17 protein-coding genes and 1 tRNA gene are annotated in these 17,543 nt (G+C 66.4%); 8 read left to right on the top strand and 10 right to left on the bottom strand.

Annotated features, from left to right (window positions below; translation table 11 throughout):
- Positions 1 to 16: 16 nt before the first annotated feature.
- The 4 genes from AC5RVS_RS04540 to AC5RVS_RS04525 all read left to right on the top strand — a co-directional run bounded on the left by AC5RVS_RS04540 (position 17) and on the right by AC5RVS_RS04525 (position 4,459).
- The gene (locus tag AC5RVS_RS04540; RefSeq protein WP_494107277.1) at positions 17 to 1,114 is read left to right on the top strand and encodes a DNA alkylation repair protein; all 1,098 of its coding nucleotides are present in this window, start codon (positions 17 to 19) and stop codon (positions 1,112 to 1,114) included.
- A 248-nt stretch (positions 1,115 to 1,362) separates the two neighbouring features.
- On the top strand, positions 1,363 to 2,112 hold the full coding sequence (locus AC5RVS_RS04535) for a glucosamine-6-phosphate deaminase (protein ID WP_494107276.1): 750 nt from the start codon (positions 1,363 to 1,365) through the stop codon (positions 2,110 to 2,112).
- A 14-nt stretch (positions 2,113 to 2,126) separates the two neighbouring features.
- Positions 2,127 to 3,398: an N-acetylglucosamine-6-phosphate deacetylase gene (locus AC5RVS_RS04530; RefSeq protein WP_494107275.1), complete on the top strand. Its 1,272-nt coding sequence runs from the start codon at positions 2,127 to 2,129 to the stop codon at positions 3,396 to 3,398.
- Positions 3,399 to 3,457: 59 nt separating this feature from the next.
- Positions 3,458 to 4,459 (top strand): MsnO8 family LLM class oxidoreductase, encoded by a 1,002-nt coding sequence (locus AC5RVS_RS04525; RefSeq protein WP_494107319.1) that lies wholly within the window; start codon positions 3,458 to 3,460, stop codon positions 4,457 to 4,459.
- A 39-nt stretch (positions 4,460 to 4,498) separates the two neighbouring features.
- On the opposite strand, the gene AC5RVS_RS04520 is transcribed toward AC5RVS_RS04525, so the two are convergent.
- The 6 genes from AC5RVS_RS04520 to AC5RVS_RS04495 all read right to left on the bottom strand — a co-directional run bounded on the left by AC5RVS_RS04520 (position 4,499) and on the right by AC5RVS_RS04495 (position 10,235).
- Positions 4,499 to 5,413 (bottom strand): alpha/beta hydrolase, encoded by a 915-nt coding sequence (locus AC5RVS_RS04520; RefSeq protein ID WP_494107274.1) that lies wholly within the window; start codon positions 5,411 to 5,413, stop codon positions 4,499 to 4,501.
- Between the two features lie 23 nt (positions 5,414 to 5,436).
- Positions 5,437 to 6,495, bottom strand: a complete 1,059-nt coding sequence (locus AC5RVS_RS04515; protein ID WP_494107273.1) for a cation diffusion facilitator family transporter — start codon at positions 6,493 to 6,495, stop codon at positions 5,437 to 5,439.
- A complete protein-coding gene (locus AC5RVS_RS04510) occupies positions 6,492 to 6,857 on the bottom strand; it encodes an ArsR/SmtB family transcription factor (RefSeq protein WP_494107272.1) in 366 nt (121 codons plus the stop codon). Before AC5RVS_RS04510 ends, AC5RVS_RS04515 begins: the two co-directional genes overlap by 4 nt.
- Positions 6,858 to 6,914: 57 nt before the next feature.
- The gene (locus tag AC5RVS_RS04505; protein ID WP_494107271.1) at positions 6,915 to 7,586 is read right to left on the bottom strand and encodes a DUF305 domain-containing protein; all 672 of its coding nucleotides are present in this window, start codon (positions 7,584 to 7,586) and stop codon (positions 6,915 to 6,917) included.
- A gap of 54 nt (positions 7,587 to 7,640) precedes the next feature.
- Positions 7,641 to 9,818, bottom strand: coding sequence for a heavy metal translocating P-type ATPase (locus tag AC5RVS_RS04500; protein ID WP_494107270.1), 2,178 nt, complete (start codon positions 9,816 to 9,818; stop codon positions 7,641 to 7,643).
- A gap of 66 nt (positions 9,819 to 9,884) precedes the next feature.
- Positions 9,885 to 10,235 carry a heavy-metal-associated domain-containing protein gene (locus tag AC5RVS_RS04495; protein WP_494107269.1) on the bottom strand — a complete coding sequence of 117 codons (351 nt, stop codon included), beginning with the start codon at positions 10,233 to 10,235 and terminating at the stop codon, positions 9,885 to 9,887.
- Between the two features lie 295 nt (positions 10,236 to 10,530).
- Between AC5RVS_RS04495 and AC5RVS_RS04490 the strand changes: the two genes are divergently transcribed.
- Positions 10,531 to 10,953: a four-helix bundle copper-binding protein gene (locus AC5RVS_RS04490; protein ID WP_494107268.1), complete on the top strand. Its 423-nt coding sequence runs from the start codon at positions 10,531 to 10,533 to the stop codon at positions 10,951 to 10,953.
- Between the two features lie 83 nt (positions 10,954 to 11,036).
- Here the strand turns inward: AC5RVS_RS04490 and AC5RVS_RS04485 are convergent, their stop codons facing one another.
- Positions 11,037 to 12,539, bottom strand: coding sequence for a hypothetical protein (locus tag AC5RVS_RS04485; protein WP_494107267.1), 1,503 nt, complete (start codon positions 12,537 to 12,539; stop codon positions 11,037 to 11,039).
- A gap of 444 nt (positions 12,540 to 12,983) precedes the next feature.
- On the opposite strand from AC5RVS_RS04485, the gene AC5RVS_RS04480 reads away from it, so the two are divergent.
- Positions 12,984 to 13,895, top strand: coding sequence for a DUF1963 domain-containing protein (locus tag AC5RVS_RS04480; RefSeq protein ID WP_494107266.1), 912 nt, complete (start codon positions 12,984 to 12,986; stop codon positions 13,893 to 13,895).
- Positions 13,896 to 14,077: 182 nt separating this feature from the next.
- Here the strand turns inward: AC5RVS_RS04480 and AC5RVS_RS04475 are convergent.
- Together AC5RVS_RS04475 and AC5RVS_RS04470 are read right to left on the bottom strand one after the other, a co-directional pair.
- Positions 14,078 to 14,150 (bottom strand) — tRNA-Ala (locus AC5RVS_RS04475).
- A gap of 193 nt (positions 14,151 to 14,343) precedes the next feature.
- Entirely contained in the window at positions 14,344 to 14,718 is a 375-nt protein-coding gene (locus AC5RVS_RS04470; protein WP_493989858.1) for a VOC family protein, read from the bottom strand.
- Between the two features lie 342 nt (positions 14,719 to 15,060).
- On the opposite strand from AC5RVS_RS04470, the gene AC5RVS_RS04465 reads away from it, so the two are divergent.
- The gene (locus AC5RVS_RS04465; protein ID WP_494107265.1) at positions 15,061 to 16,206 is read left to right on the top strand and encodes a thermonuclease family protein; all 1,146 of its coding nucleotides are present in this window, start codon (positions 15,061 to 15,063) and stop codon (positions 16,204 to 16,206) included.
- Positions 16,207 to 16,482: 276 nt separating this feature from the next.
- Positions 16,483 to 16,944, top strand: coding sequence for an Lrp/AsnC family transcriptional regulator (locus tag AC5RVS_RS04460; protein ID WP_493989860.1), 462 nt, complete (start codon positions 16,483 to 16,485; stop codon positions 16,942 to 16,944).
- 77 nt (positions 16,945 to 17,021) lie between these two features.
- Here AC5RVS_RS04460 and AC5RVS_RS04455 read toward each other — a convergent pair whose 3' ends face one another.
- Positions 17,022 to 17,519: a DUF456 domain-containing protein gene (locus tag AC5RVS_RS04455; protein ID WP_493989861.1), complete on the bottom strand. Its 498-nt coding sequence runs from the start codon at positions 17,517 to 17,519 to the stop codon at positions 17,022 to 17,024.
- Positions 17,520 to 17,543: the final 24 nt, after the last annotated feature.

Raw genomic sequence — 17,543 nt, 5'->3', positions numbered from 1 at the left:
CGACCCGGAGGACCGTATGGGAATCATGAACGACCTGCTGGGGCCGGCAGCCGTCGAGCAACTGCAAAGGTCCTTGGCCGCAGCCGGTGGCCAAACTGCGTGGCCGGCGCTCCAGGAAGCAGGTGTTGGGCTCGGGCCGCTGGCCCTGCGCGCCCGCGCCGACTCGCTGGCGAAAGCGCTCCTCGCCGACCTGGCTGCCGGCTACGAGCGGGTCGCAGCCCTGATCCGCGCGGCGCTGGCCGACGGCGCCTTCACCGGCTGGATGCTCTGGCCGGTCGGCGAGGCGGCCGTAACCCGCGCCTTGGAAGACGGGAGCCAGCGGGCCTTCGACGATGCTTTGGCCCTGCTCGCGGAACTGACGCCGCGGATGAGCAGCGAGTTCGCCATCCGCCGGCTGTTGATCCAGGACCTGGACCGGGCGCTGGGAATCATCCGGGCCTGGACGGCCCACCCGGATGAACAGGTGCGGCGGCTGGCCAGCGAAGGCACGCGGCCGTACCTGCCGTGGGCCGTCCGGGTACCCGGCATCATCGCCCGGCCGGCGGCGACCCTGCCGATCCTCGACGAGCTGTTCCAGGACGACAGCGATGCCGTCCGCCGCTCGGTGGCCAACCACCTGAACGACGTCTCGCGCCACGCCCCCGACGAAGTGGTGGCCACCGCCGCACGGTGGACCGCTGCGCCGGGTGTCCACACGGCCTGGGTGGTACGGCACGGGCTGCGCACGCTGGTGAAGAAGGCCCACCCCGGCGCCCTCGCAGCGCTTGGTTTCACAGCCGACGCCGTCACGGTGGCCGTCCCGCAACTTGACCGGAACATTGTCCACCTGCCCGGGGAGCTCGGCTTCGCCGTCGAGATCCGGAACGAAACGGATACCCCGGCCCGCGTGGCAGTGGACTATGTGGTCCACTACGTCAAGGCCAACGGTTCGCTGGCCCCAAAGGTCTTCAAGCTGGCGGTCGCTGACCTCGCGCCGGGCGAGGCCCGGCAGTTCCGCAAAGCGCACGCCTTCCGCCACATGACCACGCGCGTGCATTACCCGGGCCGACACCTCGTCCAAGTGCAAGCCAACGGAACTTTGTCGCCCGAGGCGGGCTTCGACGTCGTGCTCTGACACGTGCACCTGGAAACGTTGGGAGTTCGCTCTCGGCGTGGTGCGCCCGCATCTAGCCTGGATGGCAGGCACCATCCGGTAATCTTGCCCCAACCTTTGTCCGGGGGGGCCCGATGACGGCGCACCCGGAGGCTCCGACCCGTCCCACAAGGAAAAAGTGGAATGAAGTTCGACTTGCCCTTGCCGCAGACCACGTGCAGCGCGGCGCGCATCCGTCCCGGCGGACTCATCCAGCAGACAGGACTCCTATGAACCCGTTGGCCGAGCAGGAACGCAAGCTGCAGGTTTCGCACCACGACGCCGGCGACATCGGCGCGTTGGCCGCCGACATCGTCACTGACCTCGTGGAGGAGTTGCCCCACGCCGTCATCGGGCTGGCCACCGGGTCATCGCCGCTGCCGCTGTATGAGTCCTTGGCGCGGCGCCGCCTGGATCTGTCCGGCGTCCGCTGGTTCGCGCTGGACGAATACGTGGGACTCCCGTCCGGGCACCCTGAGAGCTACGCCCAGGTGATTGACCGGGAAGTGATCCGGCCGCTGGGCCTGGACCGGGCCTCGGTCCTGCTGCCGGACGCCGACCGGGCGGACGTGGACCGGGCCGCAGCGGACTATGAAGCGGCCATCGCAGCGGCGGGCGGAATCGACCTGCAGATCCTGGGCATCGGCCACAACGGCCACCTTGCCTTTAACGAGCCCGGCTCGGCCCTGGATTCCCGTACCCGGGTCGAGGAGCTGACGATGAGGACGCGCCGGGCCAATGCGCGGTTCTTCCCGTCGCTCGACGACGTCCCCACACGCTGCATCACGCAGGGCCTGGGCACCATCCTGGATGCCAGGCGCCTGCTGTTGTTGGTGCAGGGCCGGGACAAGGCCGACATCCTCCACCGTGCGCTGACCGGGCCCGTCCACCCCGACTGCCCGGCCTCGGTGCTCCAGCTGCATCCGGACGTCACCGTGCTCACGGATGTCGAGGCGGGCTCGCGGTTTCCCGCCGGATAGACCTCGTCTCCGCCATGACACACCAAAGCGCGGGCAGCCCTGACGGCTCCCCCGTCCCGTTCCGCGAAGCGGGGCGTGCTCCGCTGCCGGGCGGCCGGATGATCCTCAGGGGCAGAATCCACACCGGCGAGGGTGAACTGCGGGACGGAGCCGTGGCGGTGTCCGGCACCGAAATCAGCTACGCGGGCCCGGCGGAGACCCTGCCGCCCGGCGAAGCGGACACCGTCGTCGACGTCCCTGCCGGCCAGAGGGTGATCCCCGGGTTGGTTGATCTGCACTGTCACGGCGCCTTCGGCGTCGACTTCCCCACCGCCCACGAAGCGGACGCACGCCGCGCGGCGGCGCGCATCCATGCTTCGGGCACCACCACCCTGCTGGCGAGCCTGGTGACCGCGCCGCCCCAGGATCTGCTCGGCGGACTCGACGTCCTTGCGCGTATAGCCGCCGACGGCGAGGTAGCCGGCATCCACGCGGAGGGGCCGTTCCTGTCACCTGCCCGATGCGGCGCGCAGGACCCGCGATGGCTGCTGGAACCGGACCTCGGCCTGGCACGCGAGATGCTCGCGGGCGGTCGCGGCTTCCTGCGCACCATGACGTACGCGCCCGAGCTGGCCGGCGCCGACGAACTGGTGGAACTGCTCGCCGGCCACGGCGTTGTCCCCTCGCTGGGCCACACGGCGGCGGAGACCGCGGTCGCGGCCGCCTCCCTGCGCCACGCGCGGGGTGCCCTCGCCCGGCGGTTCGGTGAGGGGTCACCGGTGCCCACGGTGACGCATTTGTTCAACGGAATGGAACCGCTGCACCACCGCTCCCCCGGCGCCGTGAGCGCCTGCCTCCGGGCCGCCCGCGCCGGCGAGGCCGTCGTGGAGCTCATCGCGGACAACACCCACCTGCACGCCGACCTCGTCGTGACCATGTTCGAGCTGCTGGGTGCCGACAACATCGCCTTGGTCACCGACTCGATGGCAGCAGCCGGCCTGAGCGACGGCGTGTACCCTCTGGGCCGGGCGGAGGTGCGCGTGCAATCGGGAGTGGCCCGCCTGGGATCCGGAGCCATCGCCGGTGGCACCGCCAGCATGATGGACCTGCTGCGGAACGCCCTCGAGGCGGGAGTCCCGTTCGACCAGGCCCTCCGGTCGGCCACGGTGGTCCCGACCCGGATTATGGGCCTGGCCGACAGCGTGGGAACCCTGGCTCGCGGCAAGTTCGCCGACCTCGTGATCATCGATGAAGCCCTCGCAATCACCGGCGTCATGCGCCGGGGCCGGTGGCTGGCCCGGCACTGAGCGCGAGCCGGACCGCCGCCGGGATGGAATACCAGCCTGCCGGCCACGTTGTGACTGGTATGCAGCGTGCCTCCATCCCCGTCTCCATTCTGGACCGCGCCAACGCCCGTGAGGGCACCTTGGCGTCGGCCGCCCTGGGCGCCACCATCCGCCGGGCACGGCATGCCGAGCAGCTGGGCTACCACCGGTTCTGGGTGGCCGAGCACCACGGTGTGCCGGGGATCGCCGGTTCAGCTCCGACGGTGCTGATGGCCGCGGTGGCTGCGCAGACGGAATGGATCCGTGTCGGCTCCGGCGGAGTGATGCTGCCCAACCACCAACCGCTGGTGGTGGCCGAACAAGCCGCCACCCTGCAGGCGCTCTTTCCCGGCCGGATCGATCTCGGGGTCGGACGCTCGGTCGGATTTACGCCGGCAGTACGGTCGGCGCTGCGGCAGGACAAGGACGCCGCGGACCGCTTCGGCGAGGACCTGGCGGAACTGATGGCCTACCTCGACGGTAGCGCCGCCGTCACTGCCCGCCCGTACGACGGCGGGGCGACGCCGCTTTTCGTGCTGGCTACCGGCAAGGGGGTGGACATCGCCGCCAAGGCGGGCCTCGCCGTCGTGGTTGGCGGTCCTGCCTTTACCGGGAGCAATCCGGAACCGGCCCGGGGAGTTCTGGGGCGCTACCGGAAGAATTTTCGGCCCTCGGCCTGGTGCCCCGAGCCGTACGTGATCGTCTCCGCGACCGTGGCCGTTGCTGAAACCGCCGAAAGGGCGCGGGAGGTGCTGCTGCCCGAGGCCTGGGCAATGGCGCAGTCCCGCACCCGCGGGGAGTTCCCGCCGCTCGCGCCCGCCGACTCCATCCGGTCAGCTCCAATGTCCTCCAGGCAGGAGCGCCTGGTGGCCGAGTCCCTTGCCGCTGCGGTGCACGGAACGGCGGACCAGGTGGGCCAGCGGCTCGGGCGCTTGCTGGAGGTGACCGGTGCCGACGAACTCTTGGTCACCACCAACACCTTCGACACGGACGCCCTCGCCGACACCGACCGGCGGCTTGCCTCGCTCCTCGGCCTGGGATGACCGCGTGGGTGAGCCACCTGGCGGCGGCCGGGGTGTGGGTCAGGCCTTAGCCAGGGATTCGACTTCGATGCGGACGACGTCGAGGAATTTCTGGAAGCCCGGTCCTTCCACTGGAAAATGTCCGCATCCCTCGAGCTCAACCAGTCGATGGTTTCCGGCAAGCCGGCTAAGGTACCGGCTGCTGATCCCCGTGGGGGTCCACCGATCCTCACCCGGATGGACCAGCAGGACCGGCGGTCCGCCATACGACTCGGGCGGCACGGCGGGGCCGGCCTCCAGGAACGACCGGAACCAACCCAACGGCATCGAACCTCCCCCGCCGCGCGAATCGCGCAGGACCTGGGCGGATAGTTCCGGGTCGTTGGAAATCTTCCGCATCGGGGCGACCCACCGCAGCGGAAGGGGTATCCGCTGAACCGGCCCGCTGACGAACCTAAGAGAGGACGCCGCAAGACGGGCCATCCACGGGGCACGCACGATGGCCGCTCGAACGTCAGGGTCGGTGGCGGCGAGCAGGCACGTCACGATGACCCGGTCACCCCTGCCGCTCAAAGCGGCCGCATCCAGCGCCAGCATGCCGCCCATACTGGCGCCCAGGAGCAGTAGCGGCCGCTGGTCAGCGATGCGCGCCGCGAGGTCCGCCAGAAGCCGCTGCCAATCCTGGTACCAAATGCGCGCGCTTCCGCGGGGACGCGTACGCCCATAGCCCGGAAGGTCAACGAGCGTTACGAGGGCTCCAAGGCGCGACAGATGTGCGGCAAAGGGCCACATGGCCGCAGCGTTCCCTCCCCCGCCGTGCACCAGAAGCATCCGCACCGGAGCTTCGAGGGAGCCGACGTGTTCAACGTGTACGTCCCACCCGCGCCAGGTCCAGGTTTCTGCGAGGCGCCCGACCGACGGGTCGATAGGACGCACGTAGGGCTCGTACCTGCGGTCCGCCGATGTGAACCTCACGCCCTGATCCTTCCCGACGCCGCTCATTTACGGCTGCGCGCTAAACCCGGGCCCGGGCGGAGGGCTTCAGCGGGTGTAGGGGTCAGGGACAGGTAGTCGATTCCGGGCAGCGCCTCGCGTAGTCCGGCAACCAGGCGTCGCCGGAGATAGTTGTAACCGTCGACGGTCATGGCCGGGTCCACCAGAAGCGTGGCGGAGACATTGAGCCGATGGCCATTCCAGCGAAGCCGCACCTCCGACAGTCCCTTGACTTCGCTCTCAGCCAGCAGGATCTGTTCGGCACGATCGACGAGTTCAGGTTCCACGCCGTCCAGCAGGCGGCGGCCGATGTCCCGGGCGGTGCCCCAGAGCAGGACAATGATCGCAGCGGTGATGACCAGGCCAACGATGGGGTCGGCCAGCGGGAAACCAAGCCAGACCCCAATCACGCCCAAAACCACGGCCAGGGAGGTGAACCCGTCCGTGCGGGCGTGGATGCCGTCGGCAACCAGGGCCGCCGAGCCGATGCTCCGCCCGACCCTGATCCGGTAGATCGCCACCAACTCGTTGCCCGCAAAACCGACGAGTCCTGCCGCGAGGACCCAGCCCAGGTTCTGCAGGGGCTGCGGGTTCAGCAGCCGGTCGATGGACTGCCAGCCGGCGCCCAGGGCCGAAAGCGCGATCATGGCCACGATGAACAGACCGGCAAGGTCCTCGGCCCGCCCGAAGCCAAACGTATAGCGGCGGGTGGGCTGCCGCGTCCCCAGGATGAAGGCGATCCATAGCGGGATGGCGGTCAGCGCATCGGAAAAATTATGAATCGTATCGGCCAGCAGGGCGACCGAGCCGCTGATGACCACGACCACCAGCTGCAGCACTGCTGTGGCGCCGAGCGCTGCCAGGCTCAGCTTTACCGCGCGGATGCCCTTTGCACTGGATTCCAGTGCATCGTCGATGGAGTCGGCGGTGTCGTGGCTGTGCGGGACAAAAAGCCCGTGGAGGAACCCTTTCAGCCCCGTCGGATGATCGTGGTCGTGGCTGTGCCCGTGGTCGTCCCCGGCCTCCCCGGTTGCAGAGTGTCCGGCCTGCGGATGCACGGTCATGATGCCTGCGCCCGGGGGTTGCTGTGGTGTGCCGGAAGACCGCCCAGGGAATGCTCGGCTTGAAAGACGGCGTCGGCAACCAGCTGCCGGGCATGTTCGTTCTCCAGCCGGTAGTACACCTTGGTGCCCTCCTGCCGCGTCGCCACGATGCGTCCCAGCCGCAGTTTCGCCAGATGCTGCGAGACCGCGGCCGGCGACTTTCCCACCGTCTCAGCCAGTTCGTTCACCGGCAGCTCGGTATCCCGCAGAGCCAGGATGATGCGCACGCGTGTGGCGTCTGCCAGCATCGCAAAGACCTCAACAGCCAGCTCAACATAATGGCTGTCCACCTCGAGGCTGCAACCCTTCTTATCTGCATTCATACGCAGATAATTGCACACGCCGGCCGGGGCGGCAATGGTTTCCAGGCGGGAGAGCGGTTAGAGGCTGGCAAGCAGGTCCTGCATTTCCTGGATCTCGCCTTTCTGGTCCTCGATGATGGTCTGTGCCAGTTCCGTGGCCCGCGGGTTGGAACCCTGTTCGACTTCCTGCCCGGCCATCTTCACGGCACCCTCATGGTGGGCGATCATCTGGGTCAGAAACAACCTGGCTGCCTCGAGACCCTGCGCGGACTCCAGCCGCGCCAGATCCTCCTCGGACATCATTCCCTCCATGGCACCCATGCCGGCCTCCCCGGGTTCCGCACCGTGCATGTCGTGGCCTTCCATGCCGCCGGCCCCGGCGGTTTCCGAGGGCATCCCGGCCTGTTCTCCCCAGGCTTCAAGCATGGCCATCATTCGGTCGATTTCCGGGCCCTGTGCTTCCTTGATACGGATCGCCAGCTCGCTGATCCGCGCGTCCAGGCCCTCCTTGGAGAGCATGATGTCGCTCATCTCCACGGCCTGCCGATGATGCGGGATCATCATCTGCGCGAACATCGTGTCGGCGTCGTTGTGCTCGGTGCCGGTTTCCGCGCCGGTCTGAGGCGCTGCCCCAGTGGTCGCGGCGGTAGGCACAGGGGCGGTCTGGCTGCCGGGGTCTCCGGTTGCACAGCCGGCGAGCGCGAGGACGGCGGCGAGGGCGGCAGCGGACAGGATCGGGTTTTGCTTCATGATTTAGTTCCTTCGAAATAGCTTTTTGCTCGTGCAGCTGTGGCCTCGCGCGTGCTACTGGATGCGTTCCGGGTCCAGGTCAATCCGCCGCAACAGCTGGGCGTTGAGGGCGACCACGATGGTTGAAACGGACATCAGGATCGCCGCGACAGCCGGGGAGATCGCGACGCCGGCGAAGGCCAGCACACCGGCGGCCAGCGGCACGGCGATGACGTTGTAGCCGGTGGCCCAGATCAGGTTCTGGATCATCTTGCGGTAGCTGGCCCGGGACAGGTCAATCATCGACAGCACCGACCGGGGATCGTTTCCCGCCAAGACGACGCCGGCAGATTCCATCGCGACGTCGGTGCCGGCTCCGATGGCGATGCCGACTTCGGAGCGGGCCAGGGCAGGTGAGTCGTTGACGCCGTCTCCGACCATTGCCACTTTCAGGCCGCGTTGCTGCAGTTCGGTGACCTTCTTGTCCTTGTCCTGCGGCAGGACCTCGGCGAATACCTCGTCGATGCCCAGGTCGCGGCCCACGGTGTTGGCGACCTGGCGGGCGTCGCCGGTGATCATGGCGACCTTAAGCCCACGCTCCTGCAATGCCCTGACCGCCGCCCGAGACTCGGGACGGACCTTGTCTTCCAGGGCCAGCGCCCCGATAATCTTTCCGTCGCGCACCACGTGCAGCACGCCGGCGCCCCGATCCATCCAGGCCGAGGTTTCGTGGGCCAGGTCCCCGGCCTCCGTAAGTTTCGACTCGCGGAGCATGTTTGGTCCGCCCACGGAGACGTCGGCGCCGTTCACCATGGCGCGCACGCCCCGGCCGGTGCTGGACGTGAAATCGCGGCCGGTCAGACCCAGTCGGGCCGCCTCAGGGTGCCCGGCGGCGGCGCGCACGATGGCGCGGGCCACGGGGTGTTCACTGTCGGATTCGGCGGCGGCCGCCCAAGCCAGCAACTCACCTTCAGTCACGCCCTCCACAGGGGCGACGGCGGTAACCGCGTGTTCACCTTCGGTCAGCGTGCCGGTCTTGTCGAACAGGACGACGTCGATGGTGCGCATCCGCTCCAGCGCGATGCGGTTCTTGATCAGCACGCCGGAGCGCGCGGCCCGTTCGGTGGAGATTGCGATGACCAGCGGGATGGCCAGGCCCAGCGCATGCGGGCAGGCGATGACCAGGACGGTCACGGTGCGGACGACGGCCTCACCGGGACTTCCGAGCAGCAGCCATGCCCCGAAGGTGATGATGCCGGCCAGCAGCGCAAAGTAGAACAGCAGGGCCGCAGCCCGGTCCGCCAGGGCCTGTGCCCGGGACGACGATGCCTGGGCCTCGGCCACGAGGCGCTGGATGCCGGCCAGCGCCGTGTCGGAGCCGACGGCAGTGATCTGCACTCGCACCGAGTTGTCCGTGGCGACCGTACCGGCGACCACCGTATCGCCGGTCGCCCGGCCGACGGCTTTGGATTCGCCGGTGATCATCGATTCATCGAACTCGGCCGCGCCGTCGATGATCTGCCCGTCCGCCGGCACGCGGGCACCGGAGCGCACCAGCACGATATCGCCGGTGGCCAGCGAACCGACCGGCACGGTTCGGACACTTCCATCGCTGTTGACCACGTCCGCTTCATCCGGCAGCAGGGCAGCCAGTGCATCGAGCGCGCCCTGCGCGGAACCCAGCGCCCGCATCTCCATCCAGTGGCCCAACAGCATGATCACGATCAGCAGCGCCAGTTCCCACCAGAAGTCCAGATGGAACCCGCCGATGCCAAGGGTCGTGATCCAGGAGGCGGCGAAGGCGACGGTGATGGCCATCCCGATCAGCAGCATCATGCCCGGCTGCCGGGACCGCAGTTCCTTCACCGCGCCCTTCAGGAAGGGGGTGCCGCCATAGAAGAAAATGATGGTGCCAAGTACCGGCGGGATCCACGCCGCCCCGGGGAACTCCGGGACGGCATACCCCAGGAGCATGGCAAACATCGGGCTGAAGAACACCACCGGGACCGAAAGGACCAGGGAGAGCCAGAACTTGTTCTTGAACATCGCCGTGCTGTGCCCGGCATGCTGGCCGTGCGTATGGACGGCGTGTTCCTCGTCCACCGCCGAATGTGCGTGCCCGTCCGGCATGGCCTGCCCGTGCGTTTCGTGGTCGGCCATCATCGGGCCCGGGCCCTGATGGCGGTGCTCCGGGCCAAGGCCTTGGGTGTGCTGGCCGGAATTGTCGAGGTGCTGCGAATGCTCGCTTTTCATGGCTCTTCTTTCGCGGGCGCCCCTACCTTTGGAGGCGGGGCGGCCCTTCGCGGGAAACCCTGATCTTCAGGAGGCAATAAGTTCATAGCCGGCGTCGGCGATGGCCGACCGGACGGCGGAGTCGCTGACCGGCGATACGGCCAGAAGGGTGACGGTGGAAATGCCGCCGGGAACGAGGGCGACCTGCACGTCGCTCACGCCGTCGAGAGCGCCCAGCGCGTCCGTGACGCTGGAGGCGCAGTGTCCGCAGGTCATTCCTGCAACCCGGTACTCTGCCTGAACGGCCGGCAACATCGACGAAGCCTTCGGCTCGCGGCGCTCGGTTCGTTCTCCGGAGGCGCCGGTCGGGGCGCAGCACGTGCACCCTTGTGCGGACTTGGCGGTCAGGGACAGTTCCCGGTCAAGGGACTCGGCCATAATATTCTCCTCACATCATTGGTGCTGGCTGCGGGAAGTGGGAACGCCAGACCATGTGGAATGACGCTCCGCCGCCGAAGCCGGTGAGGACCTTCACTGCGTTGAAGCCCTGGCGGGCCCGCGACGCTTGTTTCCGGTGATTCCGAAGTTATACCCCCGGGGGGTATAAGTCAAGGGGGATGGCAGGAGCTAGGGTTTGCTTTTGCGGCTGTGGCCACAATTCCAGCGTAAGGGCTACGGTTCATAAGAAGCGGCTGGCGGCCGTCATCCCGCAACCGGACGACAGGAGCAGATCATGACCCACATCAGCTCGATGCTGGATACCTACCCCAAGGACCTCGGCGGCGTGGACCGCCAGAAGCTGGCGGAGTGCATTGCCGCCTGCTTCGAATGCGCGCAGACGTGCACCGCGTGCGCCGACGCGTGCCTCTCAGAGGACATGGTTGCCGACCTCACCAAGTGCATCCGCACCAATCTGGACTGCGCCGACATCTGCGCAGCCACCGGCCGTGTCCTCTCGCGCCACACCGGCTACGACGCCAACGTCACCAGGGCGGCCCTGGAGGCCTGCCGGATTTCCTGCAAGGCCTGCGCCGACGAATGCGGGCAGCACACGGAGATGCACGAGCACTGCAAGGTTTGCGCCGAGGCTTGCCGCCGGTGTGAACGCGCCTGCGACGAACTGTTAGCGTCGCTGGGACGCGACGCCTCCGATTAAGCAGGCACCGCCTCCCGCATTTCCTTCACCGCCGGCGACCGCACCCTTCCCGCCACGGGCCCAAGGCCCCGGGACCTGCCCTGCTACGAGCCGATCTTCAGGCCGTTCCAGCCGCCGACACCTACAGTGATTCGCTTCTGGATCTTTTTCGAGTTGACCGGGTAGAAGTGCAGGTTGCCCTTCTTGTCGCGGGCGAGGATGCCGGACCGGCCAGCGGTCACATGGTCCTCGGCAGTGGACAGGTGCGTCATCGCGTTCCAACCGGACTTGGCGATCACCTTCCGGGTCTCGCTGATGAGCTGGCCTTTGCCGTTGGAGCGGTAGAGCTTCAGCTGCCCGGCCGCGGTGCGGGCGACCAGGTCCATCTTCTTGTCCGCGTCGAAGTCCAGGGCCATCACGTCCATGCTCTTCCAGTTGCCGGAGCTAAGCAGCTTCCGCTGCTCGGGCTTTGTGCCGGCCGGGTTCGCGTAGGAGTACAGCTTGCCGTCACGGTTCTTGGCGATGATGCCCGGGTGTTTGTCGGCGGTCCTCCACTTGGTGACGATGATGGTGTTGTGCTGCCATCCGCTCGCGCCCAAGGTGGAGCGTTTGAAGCCGCCGTTCTTCTGCCCGTAGTCGACGGTGAGCCGGCCGTCCTGCCAGTTGGCGATCAGGTCCTGGATGCCGTCGGCGTTCCAGTCGGCAATCTCCACGGCTCGCGACGCTCCCCATCCGGCGGAAACGTAGGAGCGCTTGTTCAGGTCCCTCCCCTTGGCGGACGGGTATATGTAGAGCTTGCCCGCGGAGTCCACGGCTGCGACGTCGCCGGACTTGGCCTTGGCCGGCGCGACGGCGGCCGGCATGGCCTTCAGGTCGTTGGCGAGTAGCTTCGGCATGTCATAGGTGTAGTGCGTGACACCCGGGAGGATGGTCATCTTCGTGTGGGTGAATCCAAGGCTCTTGTATTTTTTCTCCGCGCTCTTGGCGGTGCCCAGGGCTGACCAGGTCTTCAGGCTGGTGCCGCCGCGTCCGTCGCGGCTGCCGCAGATCCAGTGCAGCTTCATCTTTCTCACTGCAGCGGGAGCAGCGGTCTCCATGCCCGTGTATCCGCCGCCGCCGACGATGGTGGCCCCGCCGCCCTTTATCCACTCCTGGCGGTCTGCGAGGAGCTCATAGGTGATGAACTCGGCTCCGCCGGAGTAGCCGTGAAACCAGATGCGGCGGGCGTCCAGCGTGTATTTGGCAATCAAGGTACCGGCCAGCGCCCGAAAGTAGTCACCGTTGCGGTCGGCATCCTCCCACCAGGTGATGCCGCCCTTCTTGTCCGGGGTGATGACGGGAACCATGATCATGTTCTTCTTGGCTGCCTCGGCCGCCATCTTCTTCATGATGGACCCGTTGGGATGGTGGACGTAGGACTGTGCCGGATAGGAGTAGTCGCCGTGGAAGACAAATAGGACGCCGACCGGCTTCTTCGTGTCGATGCCGTTGGCGTAGACGTGGTATTTGCTGCTGACACCGTTGGGAGCGGTGTAGGTCTGGTAGGTCGCGCTGCGCGGTGCCGCGGCCTGGGCCGGTGTGCTGACACCCAGAGCTGATGCGAGCATAGTCGTTCCGAGGATTGCTGCCAGGAGCGCGCGGATGAGGGCCTTCATCGAACTGGATCCGTTCATAGTGCTGCCGCACTGCGCGAATGCGGGCACGGGTGCTAAGGGATGCAATCGGACGTGAGGGCGCATCCGTAAGCAATCGCGGGAAAAACGCGCCAGTCCCGGCCCGCTAAACCGCCTTGGCCGGACGTCCCGGAGGAGATGCTCCTCTGAGGGCTCATCCTGGTCCTTGGGCGCGGCGCGGCGAGCAGGCAGAGGCTCGGTGCCTTCCAAGAAACAGCCATCACCGGCCCTACGGCGGCGGCTCGCGCGCCGATGGGCGCAGCGGCGCCACCGTAGCTCCTACCCCGCTGCAGCTTGGGCATTCGACCGGGCAATAATGTAATCCGGACAGGAGCCACAGAAGCCCGCCCCGGCAACGGAAGGAAACAGGCCCGACCCATGGCCGCGAAGAAGAAGTTCCCCGCCGCGCCGATCCACGGCCCCTACGGGCAGATGGAGAAGTGGCTGAAGGCCGCCGGCGCGGCTGCGCTGCTCGGGGAGGCAGCATACTCGCCGGTGCTCAGCGAGCAGTCGTTCGAGCCCGGGGAGGCCGAGCTGCGCGAGCTGTGGCCCGAGGGGGTTTGGATCAGCTGGCTCGGCGGACCCGCCGTCGCTCCGCTGCCGGTTTGGCCGCGCCGGGCCGACGGCAAGGCGCTGGCCCATGTGGCCGCCATCCATCTCGGCGACGTGGACGCGACCGTGGATGCCGAAGGCAAGGCGGCCTGGCCCGCCGGGCAGCTGCGCGAGGGACTGCCGGCCGAAGGCATCCTGGAAATCTTCCACGACCTGGAATCCTCCGGCTACCAGCCAGAGGATCAGGCCGCGGGCTCCTGGCTGGTGCGGTGGGTCCGTGACCCCGACCGAGCAGGACTGGTCGACGCGCCCCACGACCTGGACCTGCCCTCCCGGGTATGCCAGGTTGTGATTCCGCTTCCGGGTTTCACCTTGCCCGCCGCCGCGGACGCCGTGTCCACCGGCGGGGACCGGTTCGACACGCTTGAAGCCCTCGAGCTCACCCTGCAGCGCGGCTGGCGGGAACAACGCACGGGCTCAGCAAAGGGCAGCCCGGTCCCCTTCAGCCACGTTTACGGCCACAGCCACCACGGCCTCATCAACGCCGTGGAGGGGATCCTGCCGGGGGTTCTGCCCTTGGACCCCGGCGACGAATACCGTCTGGTCCTGGATCTGGAGTCATGGAGCGCGCTGGAGGGATGGTTCGGGGACGCCGGGAACCTCGAAGTATGGATGCGCGGGTCGGACCTGGCCAAGCGGGCCTTCGACCGCGCCTGGTGCCTCATCCGCATCGATTAGCCGGGCGTACCGGCCGGAGGCCAGTTCGCCTTCACGGAGCGCACCACCCCGGACCTTAACCTGCCGGCCGCACCGTCCCTCTTCTTAGAAGAGGCGTTCGACCGCGACTTCGGCAAAGCCCTTCCGTTGAACTCAGCAGGCTGCCTGCACGGAGCGTCGGACGCAAGAATCCTTGCGAACAGTGGAGCTTAGGGGAATCGAACCCCTGACCTTTTCATTGCGAACGAAACGCTCTACCAACTGAGCTAAAGCCCCGAATGCGCGAGTTCACGCGCAATCACACGTGTGTAAGGGTAGCGCATCGACCCTTGTGTGCACCAAATGATCTCCGGGCTTTTCGAAGGCCTATTCCTGAAGTAATTCCAACAGCCGTTCGTGATCCCACATGCAGCCCGGCTTCGCGGAGTTCACCAGCCTCCTCGGATGGTGGCGTCCGGGCGACCTCCGACTACTTCTCCTGCAAGACCGACAGCACGTTCCCGGACGGATCTTTGAACCATGCGATGTAGGGGCCTTCGTCGCGAAAGATGCCATTTTCGTCCTGGGCAAAACCCTCATAGCGCTCGAAGCGCACTCCCTGCGAGGCCAGTCCGGTCACGGCTGTATCGATGTCATCGACTTGAAAGTTGAGGATTGTGAAGCTCGCCGGAACGGCGTCGGGCTGTTCGTAGACAAGGGTGTCGCGGCCGCCGGCGAGATGCAGCCACATCAGCCCGTACTCCTCGGACGTTCTCAGTCCAAGAGTTTCGCCGTAGAAGCGTTGCGCCGCCCGCAGATCACGAACAGCGATGCCGCTGTATGCCTTGCTGTTGGTGAGCTTCATCGCAACCCCTCCAGGGTGGACCCAAGCGTCAATGTGCAGGGCCTGCCTTCAACATGTCCTGCCGCCAGCTCTTGCCCGGTGGTGATCTTCTCTCACAGCGAAAGATCCTGCTCAACAGTGTTGCAGGCCCGGGGAGCCTGGGGAAGACGTCAGCCCACTCGAGCCCCGACAGTCGATGCCTACCTGGGGTTGAAACGTTACGGATGACTGCGAGCCCTGCGTCGATGGGCCGAGGTATGGGGGAAAATGAATACTCTTCGTTTTAATAAGCTCAAGTAAGAATTTGTTGGGGGATCAATGGTCACACCTTTGGGCGCAGCCCTTTCAAGCGCATGGCTAGGCATGACGAGCACAATCGTCGGGAAAACTGCCATCGCTGCCATCGCCGCTGCCGGGATAGCAGCTGGAAGCCTCGCCGTCGTTGGAACCGTGAATCAGAATCAGGGCTCGGTCGTACGGATTATCGACGGCGATACGCTTGTCATCAACTACAACTTCCGGGATGAAACGGTACGACTGCTAAACGTCGATACTCCGGAGACCAAGGATCCCAACCAGCCGGTTGAATGTTTGGGACACGAGGCAACACAGAACCTTGAAGAGCTCGCTCCGCCCGGCACGAAGGTCCGCCTCGACTTCGACGTCGAGCGCCACGACCGGTATGGCCGCACATTGGCCGCAGTATTCGTCGGCGACTCACTCTTGAATGCAGATATTGCCAAACTTGGCTTAGGGCACGCCGTCTACTACGAGCCCAACCGGAAGTATCTGCGCCAGGTGCAAGAGGCTCAATCCGAAGCAGCGGGATCAGGGCAGGGCATGTATGACCCGTCCATCGGCTGCACCGTTCCCGGACAAGTCCAAGAGGCAATCGACCAAGTAGCGGCAACAGCCGCAGGAAATCCGGGCGATACTTCGTCCGCGACAGGGGAGGTTGTAACTGCCTTGGCCGCAACCATAGCGGCCGCAAAGTCGATTGACTCCATGCTTCACGCTGCCTCTCACACGGCAGATACCGTGCTGTGGGCGGCTCTATCGAGTGCTGATCGGAAGCAACTCAGCAGCCAGTTGTCGGACGCCATAAAGTCCGGCGAGGCGAAACATCAACAACTGTCAGTCAAACGCGACAAGCTCAAAGCTGCCGAGGACAAGGCAGCCGCTGAGAAGAAAGCGGCCGAGGAAAAGCGGAAGGCGGACGCGAAGGCCAAGGCGGAGCGGATCGCCGCTGAAAAGAAGGCGGCCAAGGAACGCGCTAAAGCGGAGCGGGTAGCGGCCGAGCAAGCGGCAGCACAGGCCGCTGCCGCAGCTGAGGCGGCCCGACAGTCCGAAATCATTAGACAGGCGCACATTGCTGAAGCAGAACGGCAGTGGCGTCAACAACAGCAACAGGCTCCTGCTCCCGCACCTCCGGCTTCCAACCCCTACCCTGGCTACACCGGCCCCCGATGCTATGCACCCGGTGGCCAATCGTGGACGCCCTGCCCCTAGGCCTTCTTAGAAAAACAGCAAGACCCCTGGCGGTCCGGCATCCGGACTGGCAGGGGTCTTCAGCTGTGTGAACAACAAGGTCCGGGCTTTGCGGGCCCGCAGACACTGCTCCGGCTTCGTGAGCCTGAACGGTGCACCTTAAGGGGCTGGCAGCTTGTGGCTTCACCCGATCTGATAAGTATCAGAGCACTATGCCTACAATCCGTGCAAGCGCCCCCCTTACAATTGATCAGACTGTTCAAGCAGTAGGGCGGCACTCGACAGGAAGTGGTCATTTTGCAGCAACTTGATGCGACGGACCGGCGGATCCTGCTGGCGCTGGATGAGGACCCGCGGATCCCGGTGATGATGTTGGCCCAGAGGCTGGGTCTGGCCCGCGGCACGGTCCACTCGCGGCTTGAGCGCTTGGCTGCCTCTGGTTGCCTGCGCACACACTCCGCACGGGTGCTGCCGGAAGCCTTGAACCGCGGGGTGATGGCCATGGTGAGTGCTGAACTGGACCAGAGCAAGCTCAACGACGCGGTGGAAGCGCTCAGGAAGATTCCGGAAGTGCTGGAATGCCACGCCCCGGCGGGCGATACAGACTTGCTGATCCGGGTGGTGGCCAGCAGCCCGGACGATCTGTATCGGGTGAGCGAGGAGATCCGCTTCTGTCCTGGCATCACCCGCACCTCCACGCAGATGTTCCTGCGCGAGGTCATCCCCTACCGCACCACGGGCCTGTTAAAACAGGACTGATCCGCCGGAGCCTACACCGGAAGCGCCGCACTGGTCTCAAAAGCACTCGTGAGGATGGCCGGTTTCGGGGCCAGCCGCTAGAAGAAGAATTGCGCCAGCACGCCGACCACCCAGACGGCGCCGGCGGCGAACGCGCAGCCGAGCTCAACCAGCATCCCCAGGCCCACGGCCTTGAGCGCCGCCCAGCTGGCCCCGACCGCCTGGCCGAAGTCCCGCCGTCGTGCGTATTCGCTGAGCAGAAGCCCGGCGGCAAATCCGATGAACAGCCCGACGACGGGAATCACGAACATTCCGACCACACCGACCAGCACGCCCGCCAGGATTGACCAGTTGGGCACCTGCCGCTGTTTCAGTCGGCGCCCGGTTAGTACCAGGCTGGCCAGCATTCCGGCGGCCACGAACACCATGCCGATCGCGAAGACCACCCAGCCCAGGGTGTTCTGCAGGACGATGGCCCAGACCAGCAGGCTGATGCCGATGGTGATGGTGCCGGGCAGGACGGGGACGACGATGCCGGCAATGCCGACAGCGATGAGCAGACCGCAGAAAACGGTCGCGAGTATCTGGGCTTCCACCCACTCAGCCTACTGGGATGCCTC

Source organism: Arthrobacter sp. Y3221048 (assembly GCF_059092685.1).
The sequence above is the reverse complement of the archived record's forward strand: the minus strand, read 5'-3'. Positions and strand labels throughout refer to the sequence as shown.

What these genes read in the sequence shown, in the direction of transcription:
- AC5RVS_RS04540 (WP_494107277.1), top strand. Translation starts at nt 17, where the DNA reads ATGGGAATCATGAACGACCTGCTGGGGCCGGCAGCCGTCGAGCAACTG.
- AC5RVS_RS04535 (WP_494107276.1), top strand. Translation starts at nt 1,363, where the DNA reads ATGAACCCGTTGGCCGAGCAGGAACGCAAGCTGCAGGTTTCGCACCAC.
- AC5RVS_RS04530 (WP_494107275.1), top strand. Translation starts at nt 2,127, where the DNA reads ATGACACACCAAAGCGCGGGCAGCCCTGACGGCTCCCCCGTCCCGTTC.
- AC5RVS_RS04525 (WP_494107319.1), top strand. Translation starts at nt 3,458, where the DNA reads ATGCAGCGTGCCTCCATCCCCGTCTCCATTCTGGACCGCGCCAACGCC.
- AC5RVS_RS04515 (WP_494107273.1), bottom strand. Translation starts at nt 6,495, where the DNA reads ATGACCGTGCATCCGCAGGCCGGACACTCTGCAACCGGGGAGGCCGGG.
- AC5RVS_RS04510 (WP_494107272.1), bottom strand. Translation starts at nt 6,857, where the DNA reads ATGAATGCAGATAAGAAGGGTTGCAGCCTCGAGGTGGACAGCCATTAT.
- AC5RVS_RS04505 (WP_494107271.1), bottom strand. Translation starts at nt 7,586, where the DNA reads ATGAAGCAAAACCCGATCCTGTCCGCTGCCGCCCTCGCCGCCGTCCTC.
- AC5RVS_RS04500 (WP_494107270.1), bottom strand. Translation starts at nt 9,818, where the DNA reads ATGAAAAGCGAGCATTCGCAGCACCTCGACAATTCCGGCCAGCACACC.
- AC5RVS_RS04495 (WP_494107269.1), bottom strand. Translation starts at nt 10,235, where the DNA reads ATGGCCGAGTCCCTTGACCGGGAACTGTCCCTGACCGCCAAGTCCGCA.
- AC5RVS_RS04490 (WP_494107268.1), top strand. Translation starts at nt 10,531, where the DNA reads ATGACCCACATCAGCTCGATGCTGGATACCTACCCCAAGGACCTCGGC.
- AC5RVS_RS04485 (WP_494107267.1), bottom strand. Translation starts at nt 12,539, where the DNA reads ATGCTCGCATCAGCTCTGGGTGTCAGCACACCGGCCCAGGCCGCGGCA.
- AC5RVS_RS04480 (WP_494107266.1), top strand. Translation starts at nt 12,984, where the DNA reads ATGGCCGCGAAGAAGAAGTTCCCCGCCGCGCCGATCCACGGCCCCTAC.
- AC5RVS_RS04470 (WP_493989858.1), bottom strand. Translation starts at nt 14,718, where the DNA reads ATGAAGCTCACCAACAGCAAGGCATACAGCGGCATCGCTGTTCGTGAT.
- AC5RVS_RS04465 (WP_494107265.1), top strand. Translation starts at nt 15,061, where the DNA reads ATGACGAGCACAATCGTCGGGAAAACTGCCATCGCTGCCATCGCCGCT.